The 17,545-nt window shown below is 72.8% G+C and carries 23 protein-coding genes and 2 pseudogenes; 13 read left to right on the top strand and 12 right to left on the bottom strand.

The window, feature by feature from the left end; translation table 11 throughout:
- Nucleotides 1-13 precede the first annotated feature (13 nt).
- The 4 genes from ACFPZ3_RS66185 to ACFPZ3_RS66200 are packed head-to-tail and all read left to right on the top strand — an operon-like array spanning nt 14 to nt 2,544.
- Nucleotides 14-619, top strand: a complete 606-nt coding sequence (locus ACFPZ3_RS66185) for a cyclodeaminase/cyclohydrolase family protein (RefSeq protein ID WP_379524605.1) — start codon at nt 14-16, stop codon at nt 617-619.
- Nucleotides 616-1,443 carry a bifunctional 5,10-methylenetetrahydrofolate dehydrogenase/5,10-methenyltetrahydrofolate cyclohydrolase gene (locus ACFPZ3_RS66190; RefSeq protein WP_379524606.1) on the top strand — a complete coding sequence of 276 codons (828 nt, stop codon included), beginning with the start codon at nt 616-618 and terminating at the stop codon, nt 1,441-1,443. The genes ACFPZ3_RS66185 and ACFPZ3_RS66190 overlap by 4 nt, the downstream gene beginning before the upstream one ends.
- A complete protein-coding gene (locus ACFPZ3_RS66195) occupies nt 1,440-1,838 on the top strand; it encodes a DUF5655 domain-containing protein (RefSeq protein ID WP_379524607.1) in 399 nt (132 codons plus the stop codon). Before ACFPZ3_RS66190 ends, ACFPZ3_RS66195 begins: the two co-directional genes overlap by 4 nt.
- Complete coding sequence (locus ACFPZ3_RS66200) at nt 1,831-2,544, top strand: type 1 glutamine amidotransferase (RefSeq protein WP_379524608.1); 714 nt, start codon at nt 1,831-1,833, stop codon at nt 2,542-2,544. The genes ACFPZ3_RS66195 and ACFPZ3_RS66200 overlap by 8 nt, the downstream gene beginning before the upstream one ends.
- On the opposite strand, the gene ACFPZ3_RS66205 is transcribed toward ACFPZ3_RS66200, so the two are convergent.
- Nucleotides 2,504-3,991, bottom strand: coding sequence for an alpha/beta hydrolase family protein (locus tag ACFPZ3_RS66205; RefSeq protein ID WP_379524609.1), 1,488 nt, complete (start codon nt 3,989-3,991; stop codon nt 2,504-2,506). The genes ACFPZ3_RS66200 and ACFPZ3_RS66205 overlap by 41 nt on opposite strands.
- Nucleotides 3,992-4,093: 102 nt before the next feature.
- Here ACFPZ3_RS66205 and ACFPZ3_RS66210 point away from each other — a divergent pair, with 102 nt between their 5' ends.
- Nucleotides 4,094-4,753 (top strand): endonuclease V, encoded by a 660-nt coding sequence (locus ACFPZ3_RS66210; RefSeq protein WP_379524610.1) that lies wholly within the window; start codon nt 4,094-4,096, stop codon nt 4,751-4,753.
- A gap of 22 nt (nt 4,754-4,775) precedes the next feature.
- Here ACFPZ3_RS66210 and ACFPZ3_RS66215 read toward each other — a convergent pair whose 3' ends face one another.
- Entirely contained in the window at nt 4,776-5,147 is a 372-nt protein-coding gene (locus ACFPZ3_RS66215; RefSeq protein WP_379524611.1) for a hypothetical protein, read from the bottom strand.
- A 110-nt stretch (nt 5,148-5,257) separates the two neighbouring features.
- Complete coding sequence (locus ACFPZ3_RS66220; RefSeq protein ID WP_379524612.1) at nt 5,258-5,911, bottom strand: NADPH-dependent F420 reductase; 654 nt, start codon at nt 5,909-5,911, stop codon at nt 5,258-5,260.
- A gap of 89 nt (nt 5,912-6,000) precedes the next feature.
- Here ACFPZ3_RS66220 and ACFPZ3_RS66225 point away from each other — a divergent pair, with 89 nt between their 5' ends.
- The 5 genes from ACFPZ3_RS66225 (at nt 6,001) to ACFPZ3_RS66245 (ending at nt 7,838) form a co-directional block, all read left to right on the top strand.
- The gene (locus ACFPZ3_RS66225; RefSeq protein ID WP_379524613.1) at nt 6,001-6,342 is read left to right on the top strand and encodes a winged helix-turn-helix transcriptional regulator; all 342 of its coding nucleotides are present in this window, start codon (nt 6,001-6,003) and stop codon (nt 6,340-6,342) included.
- Nucleotides 6,343-6,437: 95 nt separating this feature from the next.
- A complete protein-coding gene (locus ACFPZ3_RS66230; RefSeq protein WP_379524614.1) occupies nt 6,438-6,677 on the top strand; it encodes a hypothetical protein in 240 nt (79 codons plus the stop codon).
- Between the two features lie 99 nt (nt 6,678-6,776).
- On the top strand, nt 6,777-6,923 hold the full coding sequence (locus ACFPZ3_RS66235) for a hypothetical protein (RefSeq protein WP_379524615.1): 147 nt from the start codon (nt 6,777-6,779) through the stop codon (nt 6,921-6,923).
- Entirely contained in the window at nt 6,923-7,549 is a 627-nt protein-coding gene (locus ACFPZ3_RS66240; protein WP_379524616.1) for a TIGR00645 family protein, read from the top strand. The genes ACFPZ3_RS66235 and ACFPZ3_RS66240 overlap by 1 nt, the downstream gene beginning before the upstream one ends.
- Before the next feature lie 43 nt (nt 7,550-7,592).
- Nucleotides 7,593-7,838, top strand: a complete 246-nt coding sequence (locus ACFPZ3_RS66245) for a hypothetical protein (protein ID WP_379524617.1) — start codon at nt 7,593-7,595, stop codon at nt 7,836-7,838.
- A gap of 119 nt (nt 7,839-7,957) precedes the next feature.
- Here ACFPZ3_RS66245 and ACFPZ3_RS66250 read toward each other — a convergent pair whose 3' ends face one another.
- Nucleotides 7,958-8,218: an HAD family hydrolase gene (locus ACFPZ3_RS66250; protein WP_379524618.1), complete on the bottom strand. Its 261-nt coding sequence runs from the start codon at nt 8,216-8,218 to the stop codon at nt 7,958-7,960.
- A gap of 58 nt (nt 8,219-8,276) precedes the next feature.
- Nucleotides 8,277-8,762, bottom strand: a pseudogene (locus ACFPZ3_RS66255) (HAD family hydrolase); the annotation flags it as partial.
- Between the two features lie 60 nt (nt 8,763-8,822).
- Here ACFPZ3_RS66255 and ACFPZ3_RS66260 point away from each other — a divergent pair.
- Nucleotides 8,823-9,206, top strand: coding sequence for a hypothetical protein (locus tag ACFPZ3_RS66260; protein ID WP_379524619.1), 384 nt, complete (start codon nt 8,823-8,825; stop codon nt 9,204-9,206).
- A gap of 8 nt (nt 9,207-9,214) precedes the next feature.
- Here the strand turns inward: ACFPZ3_RS66260 and ACFPZ3_RS66265 are convergent, their stop codons facing one another.
- On the bottom strand, nt 9,215-9,691 hold the full coding sequence (locus ACFPZ3_RS66265; RefSeq protein ID WP_379524620.1) for a DUF2283 domain-containing protein: 477 nt from the start codon (nt 9,689-9,691) through the stop codon (nt 9,215-9,217).
- Nucleotides 9,692-9,840: 149 nt separating this feature from the next.
- On the opposite strand from ACFPZ3_RS66265, the gene pyrF reads away from it, so the two are divergent.
- The gene (gene pyrF / locus ACFPZ3_RS66270; RefSeq protein WP_379524621.1) at nt 9,841-10,665 is read left to right on the top strand and encodes an orotidine-5'-phosphate decarboxylase; all 825 of its coding nucleotides are present in this window, start codon (nt 9,841-9,843) and stop codon (nt 10,663-10,665) included.
- On the opposite strand, the gene ACFPZ3_RS66275 is transcribed toward pyrF, so the two are convergent.
- Both ACFPZ3_RS66275 and ACFPZ3_RS66280 read right to left on the bottom strand, forming a co-directional pair.
- Nucleotides 10,656-11,156 carry a nucleotidyltransferase domain-containing protein gene (locus ACFPZ3_RS66275; RefSeq protein ID WP_379524622.1) on the bottom strand — a complete coding sequence of 167 codons (501 nt, stop codon included), beginning with the start codon at nt 11,154-11,156 and terminating at the stop codon, nt 10,656-10,658. The genes pyrF and ACFPZ3_RS66275 overlap by 10 nt on opposite strands.
- Nucleotides 11,156-12,804: pseudogene (locus ACFPZ3_RS66280) on the bottom strand (2-isopropylmalate synthase). The gene ACFPZ3_RS66275 and the pseudogene ACFPZ3_RS66280 overlap by 1 nt, the downstream one beginning before the upstream one ends.
- 32 nt (nt 12,805-12,836) lie before the next feature.
- On the opposite strand from ACFPZ3_RS66280, the gene ACFPZ3_RS66285 reads away from it, so the two are divergent.
- Nucleotides 12,837-13,529, top strand: coding sequence for a FadR/GntR family transcriptional regulator (locus ACFPZ3_RS66285; RefSeq protein WP_379524623.1), 693 nt, complete (start codon nt 12,837-12,839; stop codon nt 13,527-13,529).
- A 63-nt stretch (nt 13,530-13,592) separates the two neighbouring features.
- Here the strand turns inward: ACFPZ3_RS66285 and ACFPZ3_RS66290 are convergent, their stop codons facing one another.
- From ACFPZ3_RS66290 to ACFPZ3_RS66305, 4 genes are all read right to left on the bottom strand, one after another.
- Nucleotides 13,593-13,802 carry a hypothetical protein gene (locus ACFPZ3_RS66290; RefSeq protein WP_379524624.1) on the bottom strand — a complete coding sequence of 70 codons (210 nt, stop codon included), beginning with the start codon at nt 13,800-13,802 and terminating at the stop codon, nt 13,593-13,595.
- A gap of 74 nt (nt 13,803-13,876) precedes the next feature.
- Nucleotides 13,877-14,761 carry a ribokinase gene (rbsK, locus tag ACFPZ3_RS66295; RefSeq protein ID WP_379524625.1) on the bottom strand — a complete coding sequence of 295 codons (885 nt, stop codon included), beginning with the start codon at nt 14,759-14,761 and terminating at the stop codon, nt 13,877-13,879.
- Nucleotides 14,758-16,248, bottom strand: coding sequence for an ADP-ribosylglycohydrolase family protein (locus tag ACFPZ3_RS66300; RefSeq protein ID WP_379524626.1), 1,491 nt, complete (start codon nt 16,246-16,248; stop codon nt 14,758-14,760). The genes rbsK and ACFPZ3_RS66300 overlap by 4 nt, the downstream gene beginning before the upstream one ends.
- Nucleotides 16,245-17,384, bottom strand: coding sequence for an ADP-ribosylglycohydrolase family protein (locus ACFPZ3_RS66305; protein WP_379524627.1), 1,140 nt, complete (start codon nt 17,382-17,384; stop codon nt 16,245-16,247). The genes ACFPZ3_RS66300 and ACFPZ3_RS66305 overlap by 4 nt, the downstream gene beginning before the upstream one ends.
- Nucleotides 17,385-17,545: the final 161 nt, after the last annotated feature.

Consider the following 17,545-nt stretch of genomic DNA (forward strand, 5'->3'; position numbering starts at 1 on the left):
GCAGAATGCCGCCATGCGCGACTTGAAGATCGTCGATTTCCTGGCCGAGCTGGCCGACCGGGTGCCCGCGCCCGGCGGCGGCGCCACGGCGGCCCTGCACGCGGCGCAGGCCGCCGCGTTGCTCGGCATGGTGGCCCGCTACAGCACCGGGGAGAAGTACACCGAGCACGCCGAGACCATCGTCGCCGTGATCGCCGAGACCGACACCGTGCGGGCGCGGGCGCTGAAGCTGGCCGAGGAGGACGCGGCGGCGTTCACCGCGGTCACCGACGCCTACCGGCTGCCCAAGGGCGAGGAGCGCGCCGCCACCATCGCCAGGGCCCTCGCCGGCGCGGCCGAGCCGCCCGCCAGGGTCGTCGAGGCCGCCACCCGCCTGGTCGAGCTCTGTGAGCTGCTGCTGCCGATCGGCAACCGCAACGTCGTCACGGACGTGGCCGCCGCCGCGGAGGCCGCGCGCGCCGCCCTCACGACGGCGAGGGTGAACGTGGAGATCAACATGGGCGGCATCAAGGACGAGCGGGTACGCGAGGAGCTGAACATCCGCCTTTCCGGCGTCGACGCGGCCGTGGCCAGGGCAGACTGGGTCACCGCCGAGGTACGCGAGGAGATCAACCCGTGAAGACGCTGACGGGCAAGGACCTGGCCGCCGCGATCAGAGCCCAGGCGCAGGCCGAGGCCGCGGCCGGGCCGCCGCCGAGACTGGCCGTGGTGGTCGCCACGGCCGACGAGGCCAGCCTGTGGTATGTCCGCTCGATCGCCAAGGCGGCGGCCGGGGTGGGCATCGCCTGCGACCTGGTGGACCTGGGGCCCGAGGCCGCGCCTGAGCAGATCGGCGAGACGCTGGCCAGGCTCTGCGCCGACCCCAACGTGCACGGCGTCATGTTGCAGACCCCGCTGCCGCCCGGCGCCTCCGCGCAGGAGCTGGCCGGGGCCATCGACCCGCGCAAGGACGTGGACGGCGCCAACCCGCTGTCGCTCGGCCGCCTGGCCGCGGGGCTGCCCGCGTTCCCGCCCGCCACGGCGGCGGCCGTGATGGCGCTGCTCGACCACTACGAGGTGGAGCTGGAGGGGCGGCGGGCCGTGGTGGTCGGCCGCTCGACGGTGGTCGGCAAACCCCTCGCCCACCTGCTGCTCGACCGGCACGCGACGGTCACCGTCTGCCACTCGCGCACCCGTGACCTGGCCGCCGTCACCTCCCAGGCCGACGTGCTGGTCGCGGCCGTCGGCCGGGCCGGGCTGATCGGGGCCGGCCATGTGGCGCCCGGCGCGGTGGTGATCGACGTCGGCACCAACCCGACCGACGACGGCGGGCTGACCGGCGACGCGGACTTCGAGGCGGTCGCGCGGGTGGCGGGCGCGCTCACCCCGGTGCCCGGCGGCGTCGGCCCGGTGACCACGGCCCTGCTGCTGCGCCACACCGCCAGGGCCGCCAACCTGCCGTGACCCGGTGGAGATGCCCGCAGTGCGACCGGGAGTTCGCCCGGGCGCGGCAGTCGCACGTGTGCGTGCCCGGTTGCACGGTGGAGGAGACGTTCGCGCCGCACCCGCCGCTCTACCGGGAGATCTACGACCGGCTGCTCGAGGGGATGGGGCCGGTCCACGAGGACGCCGTGCGGGTGGGGGTGTTCCTCAAGAGCGAGCACAAGTTCGCCGAAGTGCGCCCGAAGGCCCGCAGCCTGTCCCTGGCCCTGGTGCTGCCCCGGCGGGTCGAGCACCCGCTGATCGCCAGGACGTTCCCGATGCCGGACGGCCGCGTCTGGCACTTCTTCAAGCTCACCCGCGTGGCGGACGTGGACGAGCGCATTCTCGAGTTCATGGGGGAGGCCTACGATGGCTGACATTCTCGTCGTCCAGAACAGCAGGAGCGGCGGGCCCGGCCGGGTGGGCGGCTGGCTGGAGGAGGCCGGGCACGCGCTGGACGTCGTGCTCGCCCACGAGGGCGCTCCCCTGCCCGGCCGCCTCGGCCACGACGCCATGCTCATGCTCGGGGGCGGTTACCTGCCGGGCGACGACTCACGGGCGCCGTGGTTGCGCGACGCGCGGCGGTTGATGGGGCAGGCGCTGGAGGAGGGCGTGCCGGTGTTCGGCATCTGCCTGGGCGGTCAGATGCTGGCCGAGGTGGCGGGGGGTGAGGTGACGGGCGACACCGGCGTGCCGGAGAACGGCAGCCTGCCCGTCACGATCCGCCCCGAGGCCGCCGCCGACCCCCTCTTCCACGGCCTGCCGCCGGTGGTGCCCGCCGTCGAGCACCACAAGGACGCCGTCACCCGGCTGCCGCTCGGGGCCGTCCACCTGGCTGAGACCGCGCGCTGCCCGTACCAGGCTTTTCGGGTGGGTGAGCGGGCGTGGGGGGTGCAGTTCCATCCGGAGGTGGGGCCGGAGCGGATCAGGGAGTGGCGGGCCAACGGCTTCGACCCCGCCGAGGTCTACGCGCGGGCGGTGGCGGACGAGCCGGTGTCCACGCCGATCTGGCGCCGGGTGACGACCCGCTTCGCCGCCCTGGTCACCGAGGCGCGCTCTGCTTCCGGGGCTCTGTCCAGGTGAGCGCGTCGGTGATGGCTTGGGCGGTGGCCTGCCAGATGGGGGTGGCGGGGGTGATGACGTCGAAGTGGTCGCCCGGCATCTCCAGGTACGTCACGTCGTCGCCTGCCTGCTGGGCGGCGTCGGCGTACCGGCGGCTGAAGTCGACCAGGTCCAGGTCGTCCGCGGCGCCCTGGACGATGAGCTGAGGAACGCCGAGGGGAAGCCGGAGAAGGGGCGACGCGGCGAGATAAACACCGTCAACCCCGGCTGCGGGCCCGGCGGCAGCCCCGATCCCGGGTCCGGAACCGGTCGCGGGTCCGTGTCCGGGGCCTGGATCGTGTCCGGGGCCTGGTCCTGGGCCTGGGCCGTGTCCGGAGCCTGGGCCGTGTCCGGAGCCTGGGCCGTGTCCGGAGCCTGGGCCGGGTCCGTGTCCGGGGCCGGGGCCGGGGCCGGGGCCGGTGGACGGGTGGGTGCCGAGGGCGGCGGCGACCGCGCCGGAGCTGAGCCACCTGCGGTCGCCTTCGACGAGGTCGAGTACGCCGGCCAGCGACACGGCCAGGGCCACCCGCGCTCCGTCGGCCACGGCCCGCAACGCGAGCTGGGCGCCCGCCGAATGCCCGACGACGGCGACCCGGTCCAGGTCGAGCGAGGGATGCAAAGCGGCCGATCCCGGAGCGAGGTCCGCTCTGCGGGGCGCCGCCTGACCGGCGGCGAGATCAGCCCCGTGGAGCGCTGCCTGTCCGGCGGCGAGATCGGCCCCGTAGGGCGCTGACAGGCCGGCGGCGAGATCGGCCCCGTAGGGCGCTGACAGGCCGGCGGCGAGATCGGCCCCGTAGGGCGCTGACAGGCCGGCGGCGAGGTCGGCGCTGTGGAGTACTGACAGGCCGGCGGCGAGGTCGGCGGTGGTCGCGGGCCAGCCGTGCAGGTCCGGGCGACGGTATTCGAGGTTCCACACCGCGAACCCCCGCCCCACCAGGTCGGCGCAGATCCCCTCCATGAGGTCGGCCGCCCAATTCGACCGCCAGTACCCGCCGTGGACCAGCGCCACCACAGGCGCCTTCCCCGAGCCCTCGGGAACGTACAGCTCACCCCACTGCTCGGGCGACGGACCGTAGGCGATCCGGCACACCCCCGGATGGCGCGCCCGGTGCACCGCGTGCCGGATCCCCCAAGCCACCCCGGCGACCCCGCGCCCGTGGATGTGCCCGGCCCCCGGCACCCGCTCGATGTCCACCCACACCGCGCCCCCGGGCGACTGCCCGATCAGCGCCCGTGCCTCTTGCGACGGCCCCGGCACCACGACCGCCGGACCGGCCTCCCGCACCAGGCTCCGCAGGTGCGCGGCGTCGCGGGCACGCACGAGCCCACCCCGCACGCCGAGCGCCGCGAACTCGCGCCCGGCGATCTCCGCGAGCAACCCGGAATCAGCCACGACACCGGGTCCAACGACCACCAGGACATCGCTCACGTGGGCAGACCTTACAGAACCCGGATCTGGGCGAAGGACCCGCCACCCCGGTCCCGGATACCGGGACGACACAGGGCGTACCGAACACATACCTTAGACCGGGTGCATGTGAAGCAGCTTCACCCCTGGCCCTCCACCGTCGCGGAGGCGGAGTCCATCCAGGACCGCCTCCGCGGGCACGTCGAACTGACGGGCCCCACCGCCTTCACGCTGGTGGCGGGCCTGGACGTGCACTACCACGGCGACGACGAGCTGACGGCCGCGGTGGTCGTCCTCGACGCCGGCACGCTGGCGCCGGTGGAGCAGGTGGTGGCGTACGGCAAGGCGGCCTTCCCGTACGTGCCCGGCCTGTTCGCCTTCCGCGAGCTGCCCGCCCTGGTGACGGCGCTCGAACTGCTCACGGTGACACCCGGCCTGCTGGTCTGCGACGGTTACGGCCTGGCCCACCCCCGCGGCTTCGGCCTGGCCTGCCACCTGGGCGTGCTGACCGGCCTGCCGTCGCTCGGAGTGGGCAAGACGCCGTTCGTCGGGACCCACGAGCCCCCGGAGCAGGAACGCGGCGCCTGGACCCCGATCCTGCACGAGGGCGCCACGGTGGGCCGGGCACTGCGCACGCAGCCGGGCGTCAAACCGGTGTACGTCTCGCAGGGCCACCGCATCTCCCTGGACACCGCCACGAGCCAGGTCCTTCACCTGGCCGCGCACTACCGCCTGCCCGAGCCCATCCGCCACGCCGACCACCTGGCCCGCCACCCGTCCTGACCCGCCCGCCCGTACGGAGGGGTCAGCGGCGCCAGGACCACACCAGCAGCCACACGCTGAGCCCGAACAGCGCCATCCCGAGCGGCACGTGCACGGCCAGCGTCCCCGAGCCGCCCATCGCCGACTGGACGAACCCGAGCAGCAGCACCGCCAGGCCGGCCAGGGCCGGCCAGCCCGCTCCCCGGCCCGGACGCCACAGCAGGACGGCCGCGATGAGCTGCACCAGTCCCAGCGCGTGCACCACTCCCGCGCCCGTTCCGTGCAGGCTCGCCGCTCCTCCGCTCATGAGCTGCCCGGCCGTCACCGCCTGGGCGAGCACGGCCAGTGTGTTGAGCACGGTGACGACCTTGAACGCCGTCGCGTACCCGGTCCCCTTGGCGACCTCGGTTACCACTGGACCTCTCCTTTGACCTCGACGAAAGGTCTCCAGGATCGTGCCGCGGCTCCCGGATGGCATCCGCCGGCCGTCGCGATCGCCACTACACCGCCGGTCGTACGCCGCGATCAGGCCGGCTGGTGCGTTCCCGAGGAGGCCAGGGGCGGCAGGACGGCCTGGGCGTCGGCGCCGCCGAACCACAGCCCGATCATGAACGCCGCCGTCGCCTCCAGCAACATCGCCCGCTCCAGTCCCCCGCCGTTCACCGGGGTGCAGCCGAGGTCCGCGGTCAGCGTGCGTGCCGCCTCCATGGCCGCCGGGTCGTCGCCGCACAGGGGTACGGCCAGCGGGCGGCCGTCGAACACCGGCGGCGTCATCCGCCAGACGTCCACGTGGCACAGGTTGAACGCCTTCACCACGTGACCGCCCGTGATGTCGCCGATCAGCCGGGCGAGCGGGCGCGTGGGATCGTACCTGTCGGGGCCGGCGGCGTTGGTCACGTCGATGAGCGGCTTGCCGCGCAGCGCCGCACCGGCGTCCTGGAGGGTGGTGCGCAGCCCCTCCTCCCTGACGGCCACCACCACGACGTCCCCGAACCCGGCCACCTCCGCGAAGCTCCCGGCCCGCACCGCCCTCGCCCCGGCCTGCGCGGTCATCTTCGCCGCTCGGGCCGTGCTCCCGGCCAGGTCCCGCCCGCTGACCATCACCTCGTGTCCCGCCCCGGCCCACTGTGTTCCCAGCGCGTCCGCCATGTTGCCCGCGCCCAGAATCCCGACCCTCATGTACGTCCTCCGTCTTGAAGGGGCTTTACTTGACACAAGGACGGTAGACAACCCGTCACACACCATTCGGTGCCTAACGGAGGGCCACGTTGTTCCTCGCCGACTGCCAGGCCAGGCTCGCCTTCGACCTGATGGCCAACACCTGGAACGCGGTCGTCGTCTGGTCGTTGCGGCACGGTCCGCGCAGGCCGGGGCGGTTGCGGGAGGAGATCGGCGGCATCAGCGTGAAGGTGCTGACCGAGACGTTGCGCCGCCTGGAGCACAACGGCCTGGTGGCGCGCCGCACCTACGCCGAGGCCCCGCCCAGGGTCGAGTATGAGCTGACCGACCTGGGCCGATCCCTGCTGGGCCCGATCGAGGCGTTCGGGGAGTGGGCCTTCGACCACGCCGACGAGGTCGTGGCCGCCCAGGACCGCTCAGCGGCCTCCTGAGTCACACGGCACACTTTACTTAAGCCGAGTGTTACCGAACCACTACTCTGGGTAGCAAGTCGAGGGTTGTTCATTACCGTTACCCAGGAGGTTTCATGCTCTTCGCACCCCGCCGGATCGCCGCCGCCGCCGTGGCCGCGGCCGGCCTGGCGCTGCTCGCCGCCCCCGCCGCACAGGCCGTCGTCGACCCCTTCGGCGTGGCCACCTGTCTGGCCGGTGCCCCCTCCGACCTCACGGCGCTGGCCGACCCGGCCGCCGCCGCCGAACTGGCCAACCCGGCCGTGCTCGCCGAACCCGCGGCCGCGGTCCCGGGGACGCACTGCCTCGCTCCCTGACCCATCGGAACAGGACCACCCCTCGACATCGGTACGGGCGGCGCCCCCTCGGGGGCGTCGCCCGATCCCCCCATTGAAGAGCAGCAACAAGGAGTTCCGTTGAAGGTCCGAGTCCTGACAGCCATCGCCGTCCTCGCGCTGGCGTACGGCGCGCCCCCCGCTCTCCTCGACGCCCTCGGCTCCGGCGACCCGCCGCTCGTCGACGTCCATACCTATGTCCAGCACATCAACGTCCTGACGTCCTAGTGCGCCTCGCGCAACTGTCCGTCGCCAAGAACACGCCGACCGGGCGGCGGACACCACTCATGCGCGTCGGCTACATCATGTTCCTCAGCCGGTGGATCCAGGCGCCGCTCTACCTGGGGCTGATCGTCGCCCAGGTCGTCTACGTCTGGCGCTTCATGGTGGAGCTGGCCCACCTGGCCCACCTCGGCTTCGGCGGCACCCCTGCGGAGACCACCGTCATGCTGATCGTCCTCGGCCTCGTGGACGTGGTGATGATCTCCAACCTGCTCATCATGGTCATCATCGGCGGCTACGAGACGTTCGTCTCGCGGCTGCGCATCGACGGCCATCCCGACCAGCCCCAATGGTTGTCCCACGTCAACGCGAACGTGCTGAAGGTCAAGCTCGCCATGGCGATCATCGGCATCTCCTCGATCCACCTCCTCCAGATCTTCATCAACGCCGCACGACCGTCCATCACCGACAGGGAGTTGATATGGAAAACCCTGATCCACCTGACTTTCGTCGTCTCGGCGCTGGCGCTCGCCCTGATCGACCGCATCATGGAGAACGGGCGTCCGCAGCAGGTCACCGGCAATGGGGAGCAGCGGCCTGCGGAGATGCCGCAGGAGCGGATGGCCGCCTGACCGGGAACCGGTGGGCGTGGCGGTGTCGCGGGAGGAGAAACCGATGAGGGGGAAGGGCGCCGTGCTCGCGGGGTTCGCGGTGGCGCTGCTGGGCTGTCCCAGCGCGTACGCCGACGACGCCCCCGCGAAGAGCGGCCCCTCCCTGATCGGCGACGTGATCATCTTCAATGACGAGATCGTCGAGCCGGTGTCGCTGCCGGTGACCACGTGCGGCGGGTTGCTGTCGCTGCTCAGCAAGTCGCCGGCCTCCTGCGACGGCGCTTCGCGCGTGTCGGACGACGACGCGTGAGACCGTACGTGCCCGCCCCCCGGGGGTGGGCGGGCACTCGGCATCCTCGGCCGAGGAGGGTTCGCTCAGTCGAGAAGGCTGGCTCAGTCGAGGAGGTTCTCCCAGCCGAGAAGGTTGTCTCAGCCGAGGAGGTTCTCCAGCACCACGGCCACGCCGTCCTCGTCGTTGGAGAGGGTGCGGTGCTCCGCCGCCGACAACACCCGCTGGTGGGCGTTGGCCATCGCGTAGCCGGCGCCCGCGTACAGCAGCACGGCCAGGTCGTTGGGCATGTCCCCGAACGCCACCACCTCGGCGGCCCCGATGCCCCGCTCCCGGCAGAGCCGGTCGAGCGTAACCGCCTTGGTCACCCCAGGGGCGCTGATCTCGAGCAGTCCTTCCACGCCCCGAGTACGTGACCTCGGCCAGGTTCCCGATCGCCGCCGACACGGCCGCGTACATCTCGTCCGCCGTGTGCGCCGATGACAGGGCGAGCAGCTTGACGATCGGCTGGTCCTGGTCGAAGACCGAGCTCACCTCGCGGTAGGCGGCCACGTCGTACTCGACCCGCCTGGTGTAGGCGGCCTCGGTGAGCACGTTCCTGCCGGTCTCGACGGCCAGGCCGACTTCGGGGAGCGCCAGGGCGAGGGCCTCCGCGACCTTGCGCGCCGCCTCGGGGGCGAGCGGGCTGCTGGCGGTGATCTCGTCGGTGGTCAGGTCGTACACGATGGCGCCGTTGCTGCAGATCGCGGTGCCGGCGACGCCCGCCTGCTCGGCGATCTCGCGGATGCCGCGCGGTGCTCTGGCGGTGACGAAGACGATCTCGGCGCCGGCCGTGCGGGCCGAGCGCAGCGCTCTCCTGGTACGTGGAGTGATCGTGCCGGTGGAGGTGAGGAGGGTGCCGTCGAGGTCGGTGGCCACGATACGCGGGAAGGTCACAGTGCTCACACAGGCGATTATCCCGATTTGCCGGAATTGATCACTGCCCGGGGGCTATAGGGTACGCAGGTGTCCCCGCTCGAAGGCCCCGACGATCCGGCCGGTGATCGTCCAGGCGATCGGGTCGCGTCCGCGTTCCGGTTCGCCACCGAACTGGTCGCCTGGATCGCGACCCCCTGGGCGCTCGCACCCCACTCCGTGCCGCTGGCCGTGCTGTCCGTCGTGGTCCTGATCGGGCTGCCGACGCTCTTCTCCACGCCGGGCGACAGGCGGAACGTGATCGTCGCCGTCCCGGGTTACGTGACGATCCTGCTGGTCGTCCTGCACGTCGTCGCGGCGGTGGCGGCGGCGTGGGTCGCGTGGCACGCGGTCGCCGCCGCGCTGGTCTCCGTGCTGGGCGTGGTGACGGTGGTGCTGGAGCTGCCGCGGTGGCGGTGGCTGATGTCGCGTTAGGAGCTCTCCTACAGCCGCATCTCGGAGGGGAGGAGCGTGGAGGCGTTCATGAGCTCCACACCCAGAAGTTGCCCCGCGTCGCCGTAGTCGAGAACGACATCATCGGCCACAACCTGACGCATGGCCTCACCTGGCACGATTTCATGCTTCATCGCTATATATGCGGTGTTCCGCTCCCCATCGACGCTCACGTACACCGTCCGCGCCCGCTGCTCGCCCTGCATGTCGTCCCAGACCAGCATCCCCTCCTTGGCCTCGTGCGAGCCGGCCAGCGCCGCCCGCACCATGGCCACGGCCAGCTCGATCGCCTCCAGCGAGTCGATCCCGGTGACCTTCCGCTCGTGCTCCCACCCGGCGAGCCCGTCGATCCGGTACGGGCACGACCACTCACCCGTGGGCTCCTCATAAGGCAGGCCGACCGTGACCGTGACGTCGCACGGCGGCTCGGTACGCAGCGCCAGCACCCGATGGGCGATCTCGTACATGTCTGCTCATCTACCCCCCAGGCCACGCGCGGAAGACTCGGCCTGGCACCGGTTAGGCAACGGCGGCTCGGTACCATATCGTCGCCGGAGAACCATTCGTGCCCACGACCGCCGCGGGCCGCCTCCTGCGGTGGTGAGGGAGTTCTGAGATGAACGAGTCGTTCGGGACGCGTCTGAGAGCCAGGCTCGACGAGTGCGGACCGCTCTGTGTGGGCATCGATCCGAGCCCGGCCCTGCTCAACGCCTGGAGTCTCGACGACTCCCCCGCGGGCCTGGAGCGTTTCTGCCGCACGGTCGTCGAAGCGGTGGCCGACGTGGCCGCCGTGGTCAAACCGCAGTCGGCCTTCTTCGAGCGCTGGGGCAGCCGGGGCATCGCCGTCCTGGAACGCACCATCGCCGACCTGCGCGAAGCCGGCACGCTGGTGCTGCTCGACGTCAAGCGGGGCGACATCGACAGCACGATGGCGGCCTACGCGGAGGCGTACCTCGACCGGGGCAGTCCGCTGGCCGCCGACGCCGTGACGCTGAGCCCCTATCTGGGGTTCGAGTCGCTGGAGGGCGCGATCACCTCGGCGGTGGCCAACGACGCGGGCGTGTTCGTGCTGGCCCGCACCTCCAACCCCGAGGCCGCCGTGTTGCAGCGGCTCGTGGCCGGCCAGGTGCTGGCGGGGGCCGCCGCCGTGAACGCGGGGCACTCGCCGTTCGGGCCCGTCGGGGTGGTCATGGGCGCCACGCTGCCCGAGATCGAGGACTCGCTGACCACCCTCAACGGACCCATCCTGGCTCCGGGGCTGGGCGCCCAGGGCGCCACCCCGGCGGACGTGGCCCGGCTGTTCGGGTCCGTACGCCATGCGGTGCTGCCGTCGGTCTCCCGGGCCGTGCTGGCCGACCCGAAGCGCCTGCGCACGCGTACGCTCTACTACCGCGACGAGTGCGCGGCCCACCTGTCAGGCACGATCGCCGCTCAGAAGTGAGTGGCGATCCCGAACGCCTCGCGCAGGCGCGCCATGTCGTGCAGGTCACGCTCCCTGGGCTGATAGCCCTGGTGGAAGGTCACCTGCTGGGCCACTGACAGGCAGGGCACCGGCACGCCCTCGATCACGCCGGCGGCGAACGCGGCCGCCGGGTAGGTGAAGGCGCCGCCGTGGTCGTCGAGCCGCTGGAGCGCGGAGCCGTCGGGCCGGAAGTGCAGCGGGTGCAGGTCCAGCTCGCGCCCGCCCGGCTCCGCCATGACGAAGCGGGCGGGCCTGCCGGGCACGACGCCTTCCGTGCGCTCGGTGTACCCCAGGGTCTCCAGGGCGGCGATCACGGCCGGCTCCTCCTCGGCGCGGTGCAGGAGGTCGAGGTCGTTGTGCGTCCTGGTGACGCGGCCGACCAGAGCGTCGATGCCCCAGCCGCCCGCGATCCAGACCTCGCGGCCCCGCAGGGCCGCCAGGGTCTCCAGGACGGCCGCGGCCTCGAACATCAGGCGATCGCCCTGTTCACGACGGTCAGCACGGCGTGCACCGAGGCGGTCAGGACCGAGGTGTCCCGGGCCGCGCCCCAGCAGGTGGTGCCGCCGACGCGGGCCTCGACGTAGGCGATCGCCCTGCTGCCGCGCGCCGGGTCAAGGGCGTGCTCGGCGTAGTGCAGGATGTCGACGTCGATCCCGTCGGCGGCGAGCGCGGCGGTCAGCGCGGACAGCGGGCCGTTCCCGGTGCCGCGCAGGCGGCGTCCGCTGCTCAGCGTGCCGTCGAACTCGTGCACGCCCGGCCCGGTCTCCACCGTCTTCCAGTCCGTCAGCGCGCTGGTCTCCCCCGGCGCCAGGTAGGTGGCGTGGAAGAGGTCCCAGAGCTGCTCGGCGGTGATCTCCTCGCCGCTGCCGTCGGTGGCCCGCTGGACGACCGAGGAGAAGTCGATCTGCAGGCGGCGGGGCAGGTCGAGGCCGTAGCGGGTGGTCAGGAGGTAGGCGATGCCGCCCTTGCCCGACTGGCTGTTGACGCGGATGACGGCCTGGTAGTCGCGGCCCACGTCGGCCGGGTCGATCGGCAGGTAGGGGACCTCCCACGGCGCCTGCTCCGGCGGCACGCCCAGCTCGGCGGCGCGCTTGGCGTGGTGGGCCATGCCCTTGTTGATGGCGTCCTGGTGGGTGCCGGAGAAGGCGGTGTAGACGAGGTCACCCGCGTAGGGGTGGCGGTCGGGCACCGGCAGGCGGTTGCAGTATTCGGCCACCCTGCGCACCTCGTCGATGTCGGACAGGTCCACCATGGGGTCGACGCCCTGGGAGTGCATGTTGAGAGCCAGCGTCACAAGATCCACGTTACCCGTGCGCTCGCCGTTGCCGAACAGGCAGCCCTCCACCCGCTGCGCCCCCGCCAGCAGGGCCAGCTCCGCGCAGGCCACGCCGGTGCCGCGGTCGTTGTGCGGGTGCACGGAGAGGATCACCGAGTCCCTGCGGCCGAGATTTGCGTGCATGTACTCGATCTGGTCGGCGTACACGTTCGGGGTGGCGATCTCGACCGTCGCGGGCAGGTTGTGGGTCACGGGCCGGTCGGGGAGGCGTCCCACAGGGTGGTCAGATCGTCGCAGAGCTCCAGGATGTAGTCCGGCTCCGTGAGGTTGAACACCTCCGGCGAGAACTGGAAGCGGATGTCGCGGTCGCCGGCCAGGCGGGCGACGTGCTGCGCGGCGTCCCCGATCAGGGCGCGCAGCTCGCGCCTGTCATGGCCGAGCACCACGTCGCGCCAGGTGGGGGCGGTGGCGGTGTAGAGGTGCACGACCACGCGGGACATGCCTTCGACGGCGGCGAACGTGCGCTCGATCAGGTCCCGCCTGGCGGCCGTGAACACCACCACGCTCACGTCGCCGGGCACCACGCCCGGTGTGGCGAGGTGGCGGACGAAGTCGAAGTCGGTCTGGCTGGCGGAGGGGTAGCCGGCCTCGATCTCCTTGAAGCCCATCGTCGTGAGCATGTCGAACATGCGGCGCTTGCGGGCCGGGTCCATCGGCTCGGCCAGGGCCTGGTTGCCGTCGCGCAGATCGACGGGCACCCACAGAGGGGCCTGGGTGAGGCGCCGCTCCGGCCACGCGCGGGTGGTCAGCGGCACTTCGACGCGCTCGTGTAACCACACCACAGGTCCTCAGACAACCTGAGAGGTTAATTCTCATGCCACTCGGCTCCCTCCGCCCCAGCCCGCTGGTCGAGCAGGCCACCGAGCACCTGCGCGAGCAGATCACCCAGGGCGAATGGCCGGTGGGCACCCGGCTACCCGGGGAGAACGCGCTGGCCAAGACCCTGGGCGTGGGCCGTTCGACGGTCCGCGAGGCGCTGCGCGCGCTCGCCGGGGCGGGGCTGGTGCGGGCGCGGCAGGGGTCGGGGGTGTTCGTGATCGCGACCGAGCCGGCCGAGGACTGGCCCGCCCGGCTTCGGCGGGCCGCCATCACCGACGTGTACGAGGTGCGCATGATCGTCGAGACGCGAGCCGCCAGGATCGCGGCGGGTCGGCGTACCGAGGAGGACGTGGCGGCGCTGGAGTCGGCCCTGGAGGCGCGGGCGCGTGCGGCGGCCGGGTCCGACGCGGCGTTCGTGGACGCGGACATCGCCCTGCACGCGGCCGTTGTGGCGGCGGCGGGCAACCCGGTGTTGTCCGACTTGTTCGCCGAATTCGCGCCCGCACTGCGGGGGCGGTTGATCGACGTGGTCGAACTGCTCGGGTTGCGGGGGCGGGATCGCAATCCTGGGCATGACACGCATGCCGCGCTGGTGGCGGCCATCCGGGAGGGGGATGGGGCGGCGGCCGAGGGGATCCTCCAGGCCGAGTTGGAGCAGACGCTCACCCACCTGCACACCGGCCGTTGACCCGCCCGGCGTCGTGGCCGGGCGTCGCGGCCGGGCGTCGTGGCCGGGTGTCGCGGCCGGGTGTCAGCCGGTTGGGCCCGCGTCCGGGCGGATCACGTCCTCCTCCTCGTCCGGTTCCTCTTCCGGCTCAGGTTCGGCCTGCGCGTCGGGCGGGTCGGCGTGCACGGGGCGGCGCGCCTTCGGCGTGACGGAGCCGGACCGTTCGGCGACCACGTCGCTCTCCCCGTCCACTCCCCTGACCGCCTCCGGCAGCTCATCGGGTGTCTCACTCATGGCCACCACCTGCCCCGCCTGACCGGTTTGTCACCGGGGGTGGCCCTGCGCGCACAACGCCCGCAGACCCGTGGTCAGCCCAGCGTGTCCTCGATCTCTCGTCGCGTCGGCATCGAGGTGCTGGCCCCTTCGCGCCGCACCGACAGCGCCGCCGCCACGGAGGCGAAGCGCAAGGCCCCGGGCACGTCCATGCCCTCGGTCCGCGCCACGGCCAGCGCCCCCACGAACGTGTCGCCGGCCGCCGTGGTGTCCACCGCCTCCACCTTCACCGCGGGCACGCGCAGCCGCGACCCCGAGCGCGACCCGTACAGGGCGCCCTCGGAACCGAGCGTGATCACCACCTCCTCGACCCGGTCGAGCAGCGCCTCCATAGCGTCCTCCGGCCTGGTCACGCCGGTGATGGCGGCGGCCTCGTGCTCGTTCGGGACGATCACCGTGACCGCGTCGAGCAGTTCGTCCGGCAGTTGCTGGGCGGGCGCGGGGGTGAGGTAGACCGGCACGCCGGACACCGTGCCCGCCTGCGCCCCCGCCACGACCGCCTCCATCGGCAGTTCGAGCTGGAGCAGCAGCGCCCGCGACCCGGCGATCGCGGCCAGGTCCTCACCGGAGGGGCCGGTGATGGTGCCGTTCGCGCCGGGGACGACGATGATCGAGTTGCCGCCCTCGTCGTCCACCACGATGTGCGCGATGCCGCTGGGCCCGGGCACCTGGCGCAGGCCGTGCACCTCGACCCCGGCCTCGGCCAGCGCCGTGCGCATCTCCGCCCCGAACCCGTCGTCGCCCACCGCCCCCAGGAACGCCACCTCGCCGCCCGCGCGGGCGGCGGCGATCGCCTGGTTGGCGCCCTTGCCGCCGGGCACGGTGCGGAACCGGTGCCCGGTGACCGTCTCACCCCGTTTGGGGGCCACGGGGACGAACGCGACGAGGTCCATGTTGGCGCTGCCGAAAACCGAGATCATGGCTTCATCATCTCCTGTGTACGTGCCGCCAGCTCACCGAGACTCACCCCATCGAAGCCGGTCAGGCTGGTGGCAAGACTGTCACGCATGCGCCAGCGCTCGGGAACGCCGCCGTTCAGCGCGCCCGCGAGGGACCCGGCGGTGGCTCCGGCCGAGTCGGTGTCCCAGCCGCCCGCGACCGCTCCGGCGATCGTCGCGGTGAAGTCGCCCCGGCCGTGGATCAGCGTGGCGGCGATGAGGGCGGCGTTGTTGATCGTGTGCACCCAGTGCAGGGCGCCGTGGCGTTCGTGGAGGAGGTCGATGACGCGTTCGAAGTCGTCCTCGCGTACGGCGTCGGCGGCGGCCAGGCGTACCGCCTCGTGCAGCCTCGATCCCTCCGGCACCACGCTCAGGCCCGCCCGCACGACCTCCTCCGCCGACGTGGCCACGATCGAGGCGGCGCACATGGCCGCCACGAACATCGCCCCGTAGATCCCGTTCGCGGTGTGCGTGAGCCGGGCGTCGCGAAAGGCGTGCTCCGCCGCCGTGGCCGGGTCGCCCGGGTTGACCCAGCCGTAGACGTCGGTCCTGATCAGCGCGCCGATCCACTCCCTGAACGGGTTGCGGTAGGTCGCGGTGGCCGGGGGCTCGACGCCGTCCAGGAGATTGCGGTACGCGACGCGCTCGGCGGTGAACGTACGGCCCGCGGGGAGTTCGTCCAGCCACAGCTTGGCCACGTCGTCGGTGGTGAAGGCGCGGCGGTGGCGCTCCAGGACGGACAGGGCCAGCAGGGGGTAGTTGAGGTCGTCGTCCTCGGGGATGCCGTCGATGTTCTCGGCCAGGGAGTTGACGGCGCTGCGGCGGTTCCACGGCCAGCGGCGGGCCAGATCGGCCGGCAGTCCCTCGGCCGTGAACCAGCCCCGGATGGGCCAGTTGCCGGTGGCCTCGGCGATCTGCCTGATGCCTTCACGGGGGATCTTCTCGACGGGCTTGCCGAGCACGCACCCGGCCGCCCGCCCCAGCCACGCACCCAGCACCCGGGCCGGGTCCACCCCGGCCCGGCCGCCCGGCACGCCGCCTCGACCGTCACCCGCCTCGGGCCCGCCGCCGGCCTCCGCGCCGAGCAGGTCGCCCCTCCCGGACAGCACATCACCGTCATGGGCGAAGCCGCCGTGGACAGAGCCGCCGTGGACAGAGGCGCCGTTCCCGGCAAGGGGTGTACGGGCGGGCGGGGCGGGCCAGTTCGGGCAGGCGGCGATGATGCCCGCCAGGTCCGACGGCTCGGGCAGCGGGGACGGGATGGCCGCCAGGTCGTCCAGCAGTTCCTCCGCGAGGCCGCGCAGCCGGGCGGCCCCCGGTTCCGACGCGCCGGCGCGCGGTGGGGCGTCGTGCCCGCCCGCCGCGTGCCAGCGGGTGGCGATCTCGCGGGCGTCGCGGCCGTCCTCGGCGGCCTGGCGGAGTTCATGCCCGACCAGGTCCTCGGGCTGGACCCAGGTGAGCCGGATCATGCGCGGTCGAGGCCGGCGAAGGCGGACTCGTGGGCGCGGCGTCGTACCAGGTCGCCGGCGTGCACGCGGCGCGCGACCCCGGCGATCGCGTGGCCGGGAGCCACCAGGTCCGTACGGCTGGCGGCCCCCACCCCCTCCACCCACTGCGCCGGCACGGAGGCCAGCCCGCCGAGCGCGCCCGCGATGGCCCCGCCCATGGAGGCGATCGAGTCGGCGTCGCGCCCGTAGTTGACCCCGCCCAGCACGGTGTCGCGGTAGTCGCCCTTGGCGATCACCAGGAACCCGAGCGCCAGCGGCAACTCCTCGATGCTGTGCACCCGGCTCGGCCGCCGAGCCCCGAGGCCCTGGTCGCGGTAGGTGTCGGCGACCGTGTCGTACGGCCTGACCGCGGCCCGCAGCGCCTCGAACGAGCCGTCCCAGTGCCCCAGCCCGGCCGCGGCCTCGCAGACCGCCTCGATGGCGGCCCTGGTGCCGTCCTTGGCCAGGCGCAGGCAGGCGGCCACCACGGAGTCGGCCGTCGCGCCCGGGCGCATGGCCTCGGCGACCGCGGCGGCCATCACGCCCGCCGCCTCGCGGCCGTAACTGGACTGGTGGGCCCCGGCCAGGTCGACGGCCTCGGCGTAGGCGGCGTCGGGGTCGGCGGCGTTGACGATGCCGACGGGGGCGACGTACATGGCGGCGCCGCAGTTCACGATGTTGCCCACACCGGCCTCACGCGGGTCGACGTGCCCGTAGTGCAGCCGGGCCACGATCCACTTCTCGGCCAGGAAGATCCGCTGCAGCGGCAGCGCCTCTGCCTCCAGCTCCGGGATCCAGCGCCGCTCGCCCATCAGCTCGGGCACGAGGTGCTCGGCCATCGAGTACGCGTTCAGGTGGCCGCCGGTCTTCTCGTACACGCGGATCAGGGCGTGCGTCATCAAGGTGTCGTCGGTGATGTGGCCGTCGCCCTTGTGGTAGGGGGCGATGGGGCGGGCGTTGCGCCAGTCCTCGTTGAACGGGGGCACGATGCCCTCGACGCGGCCCCCGTACCGCTGCACGATCTGCTCCGAAGTCCAGCCCTCGGTGGCGCCGCCCAGCGCGTCACCGACCGCCGCCCCCGCCACGCAGCCGGTGGCCCTGTCCTCAAGCGGCGTCATGCGATTCCCTCCAGTAGTTCGATCAGATCTCGGCCCGCCAGGTCGGGCAGGCAACAACCGGCCAGCGTACGGGCCGAGGCGGTCCACCCCTCCGGGATCGCCTCGTACCCGCCGCAGGCCCCGGCCAGCGCCCCGGCGAGCGCGGGCGCCGAGTCGGCCAG

This window comes from Nonomuraea insulae, assembly GCF_042656245.1.

Excerpts from the sequence above, each read along its gene's own strand:
- ACFPZ3_RS66220 (WP_379524612.1), bottom strand. The coding sequence starts at position 5,911 with ATGAGGGTCGGGATTCTGGGCGCGGGCAACATGGCGGACGCGCTGGGA.
- ACFPZ3_RS66275 (WP_379524622.1), bottom strand. The coding sequence starts at position 11,156 with ATGTTCGAGGCCGCGGCCGTCCTGGAGACCCTGGCGGCCCTGCGGGGC.
- ACFPZ3_RS66230 (WP_379524614.1), top strand. The coding sequence starts at position 6,438 with ATGCTCTTCGCACCCCGCCGGATCGCCGCCGCCGCCGTGGCCGCGGCC.
- ACFPZ3_RS66305 (WP_379524627.1), bottom strand. The coding sequence starts at position 17,384 with ATGACGCCGCTTGAGGACAGGGCCACCGGCTGCGTGGCGGGGGCGGCG.
- ACFPZ3_RS66200 (WP_379524608.1), top strand. The coding sequence starts at position 1,831 with ATGGCTGACATTCTCGTCGTCCAGAACAGCAGGAGCGGCGGGCCCGGC.
- pyrF (WP_379524621.1), top strand. The coding sequence starts at position 9,841 with ATGAACGAGTCGTTCGGGACGCGTCTGAGAGCCAGGCTCGACGAGTGC.
- ACFPZ3_RS66285 (WP_379524623.1), top strand. The coding sequence starts at position 12,837 with ATGCCACTCGGCTCCCTCCGCCCCAGCCCGCTGGTCGAGCAGGCCACC.
- ACFPZ3_RS66290 (WP_379524624.1), bottom strand. The coding sequence starts at position 13,802 with ATGAGTGAGACACCCGATGAGCTGCCGGAGGCGGTCAGGGGAGTGGAC.
- rbsK (WP_379524625.1), bottom strand. The coding sequence starts at position 14,761 with ATGATCTCGGTTTTCGGCAGCGCCAACATGGACCTCGTCGCGTTCGTC.
- ACFPZ3_RS66185 (WP_379524605.1), top strand. The coding sequence starts at position 14 with ATGCGCGACTTGAAGATCGTCGATTTCCTGGCCGAGCTGGCCGACCGG.
- ACFPZ3_RS66245 (WP_379524617.1), top strand. The coding sequence starts at position 7,593 with ATGAGGGGGAAGGGCGCCGTGCTCGCGGGGTTCGCGGTGGCGCTGCTG.
- ACFPZ3_RS66265 (WP_379524620.1), bottom strand. The coding sequence starts at position 9,691 with ATGTACGAGATCGCCCATCGGGTGCTGGCGCTGCGTACCGAGCCGCCG.
- ACFPZ3_RS66300 (WP_379524626.1), bottom strand. The coding sequence starts at position 16,248 with ATGATCCGGCTCACCTGGGTCCAGCCCGAGGACCTGGTCGGGCATGAA.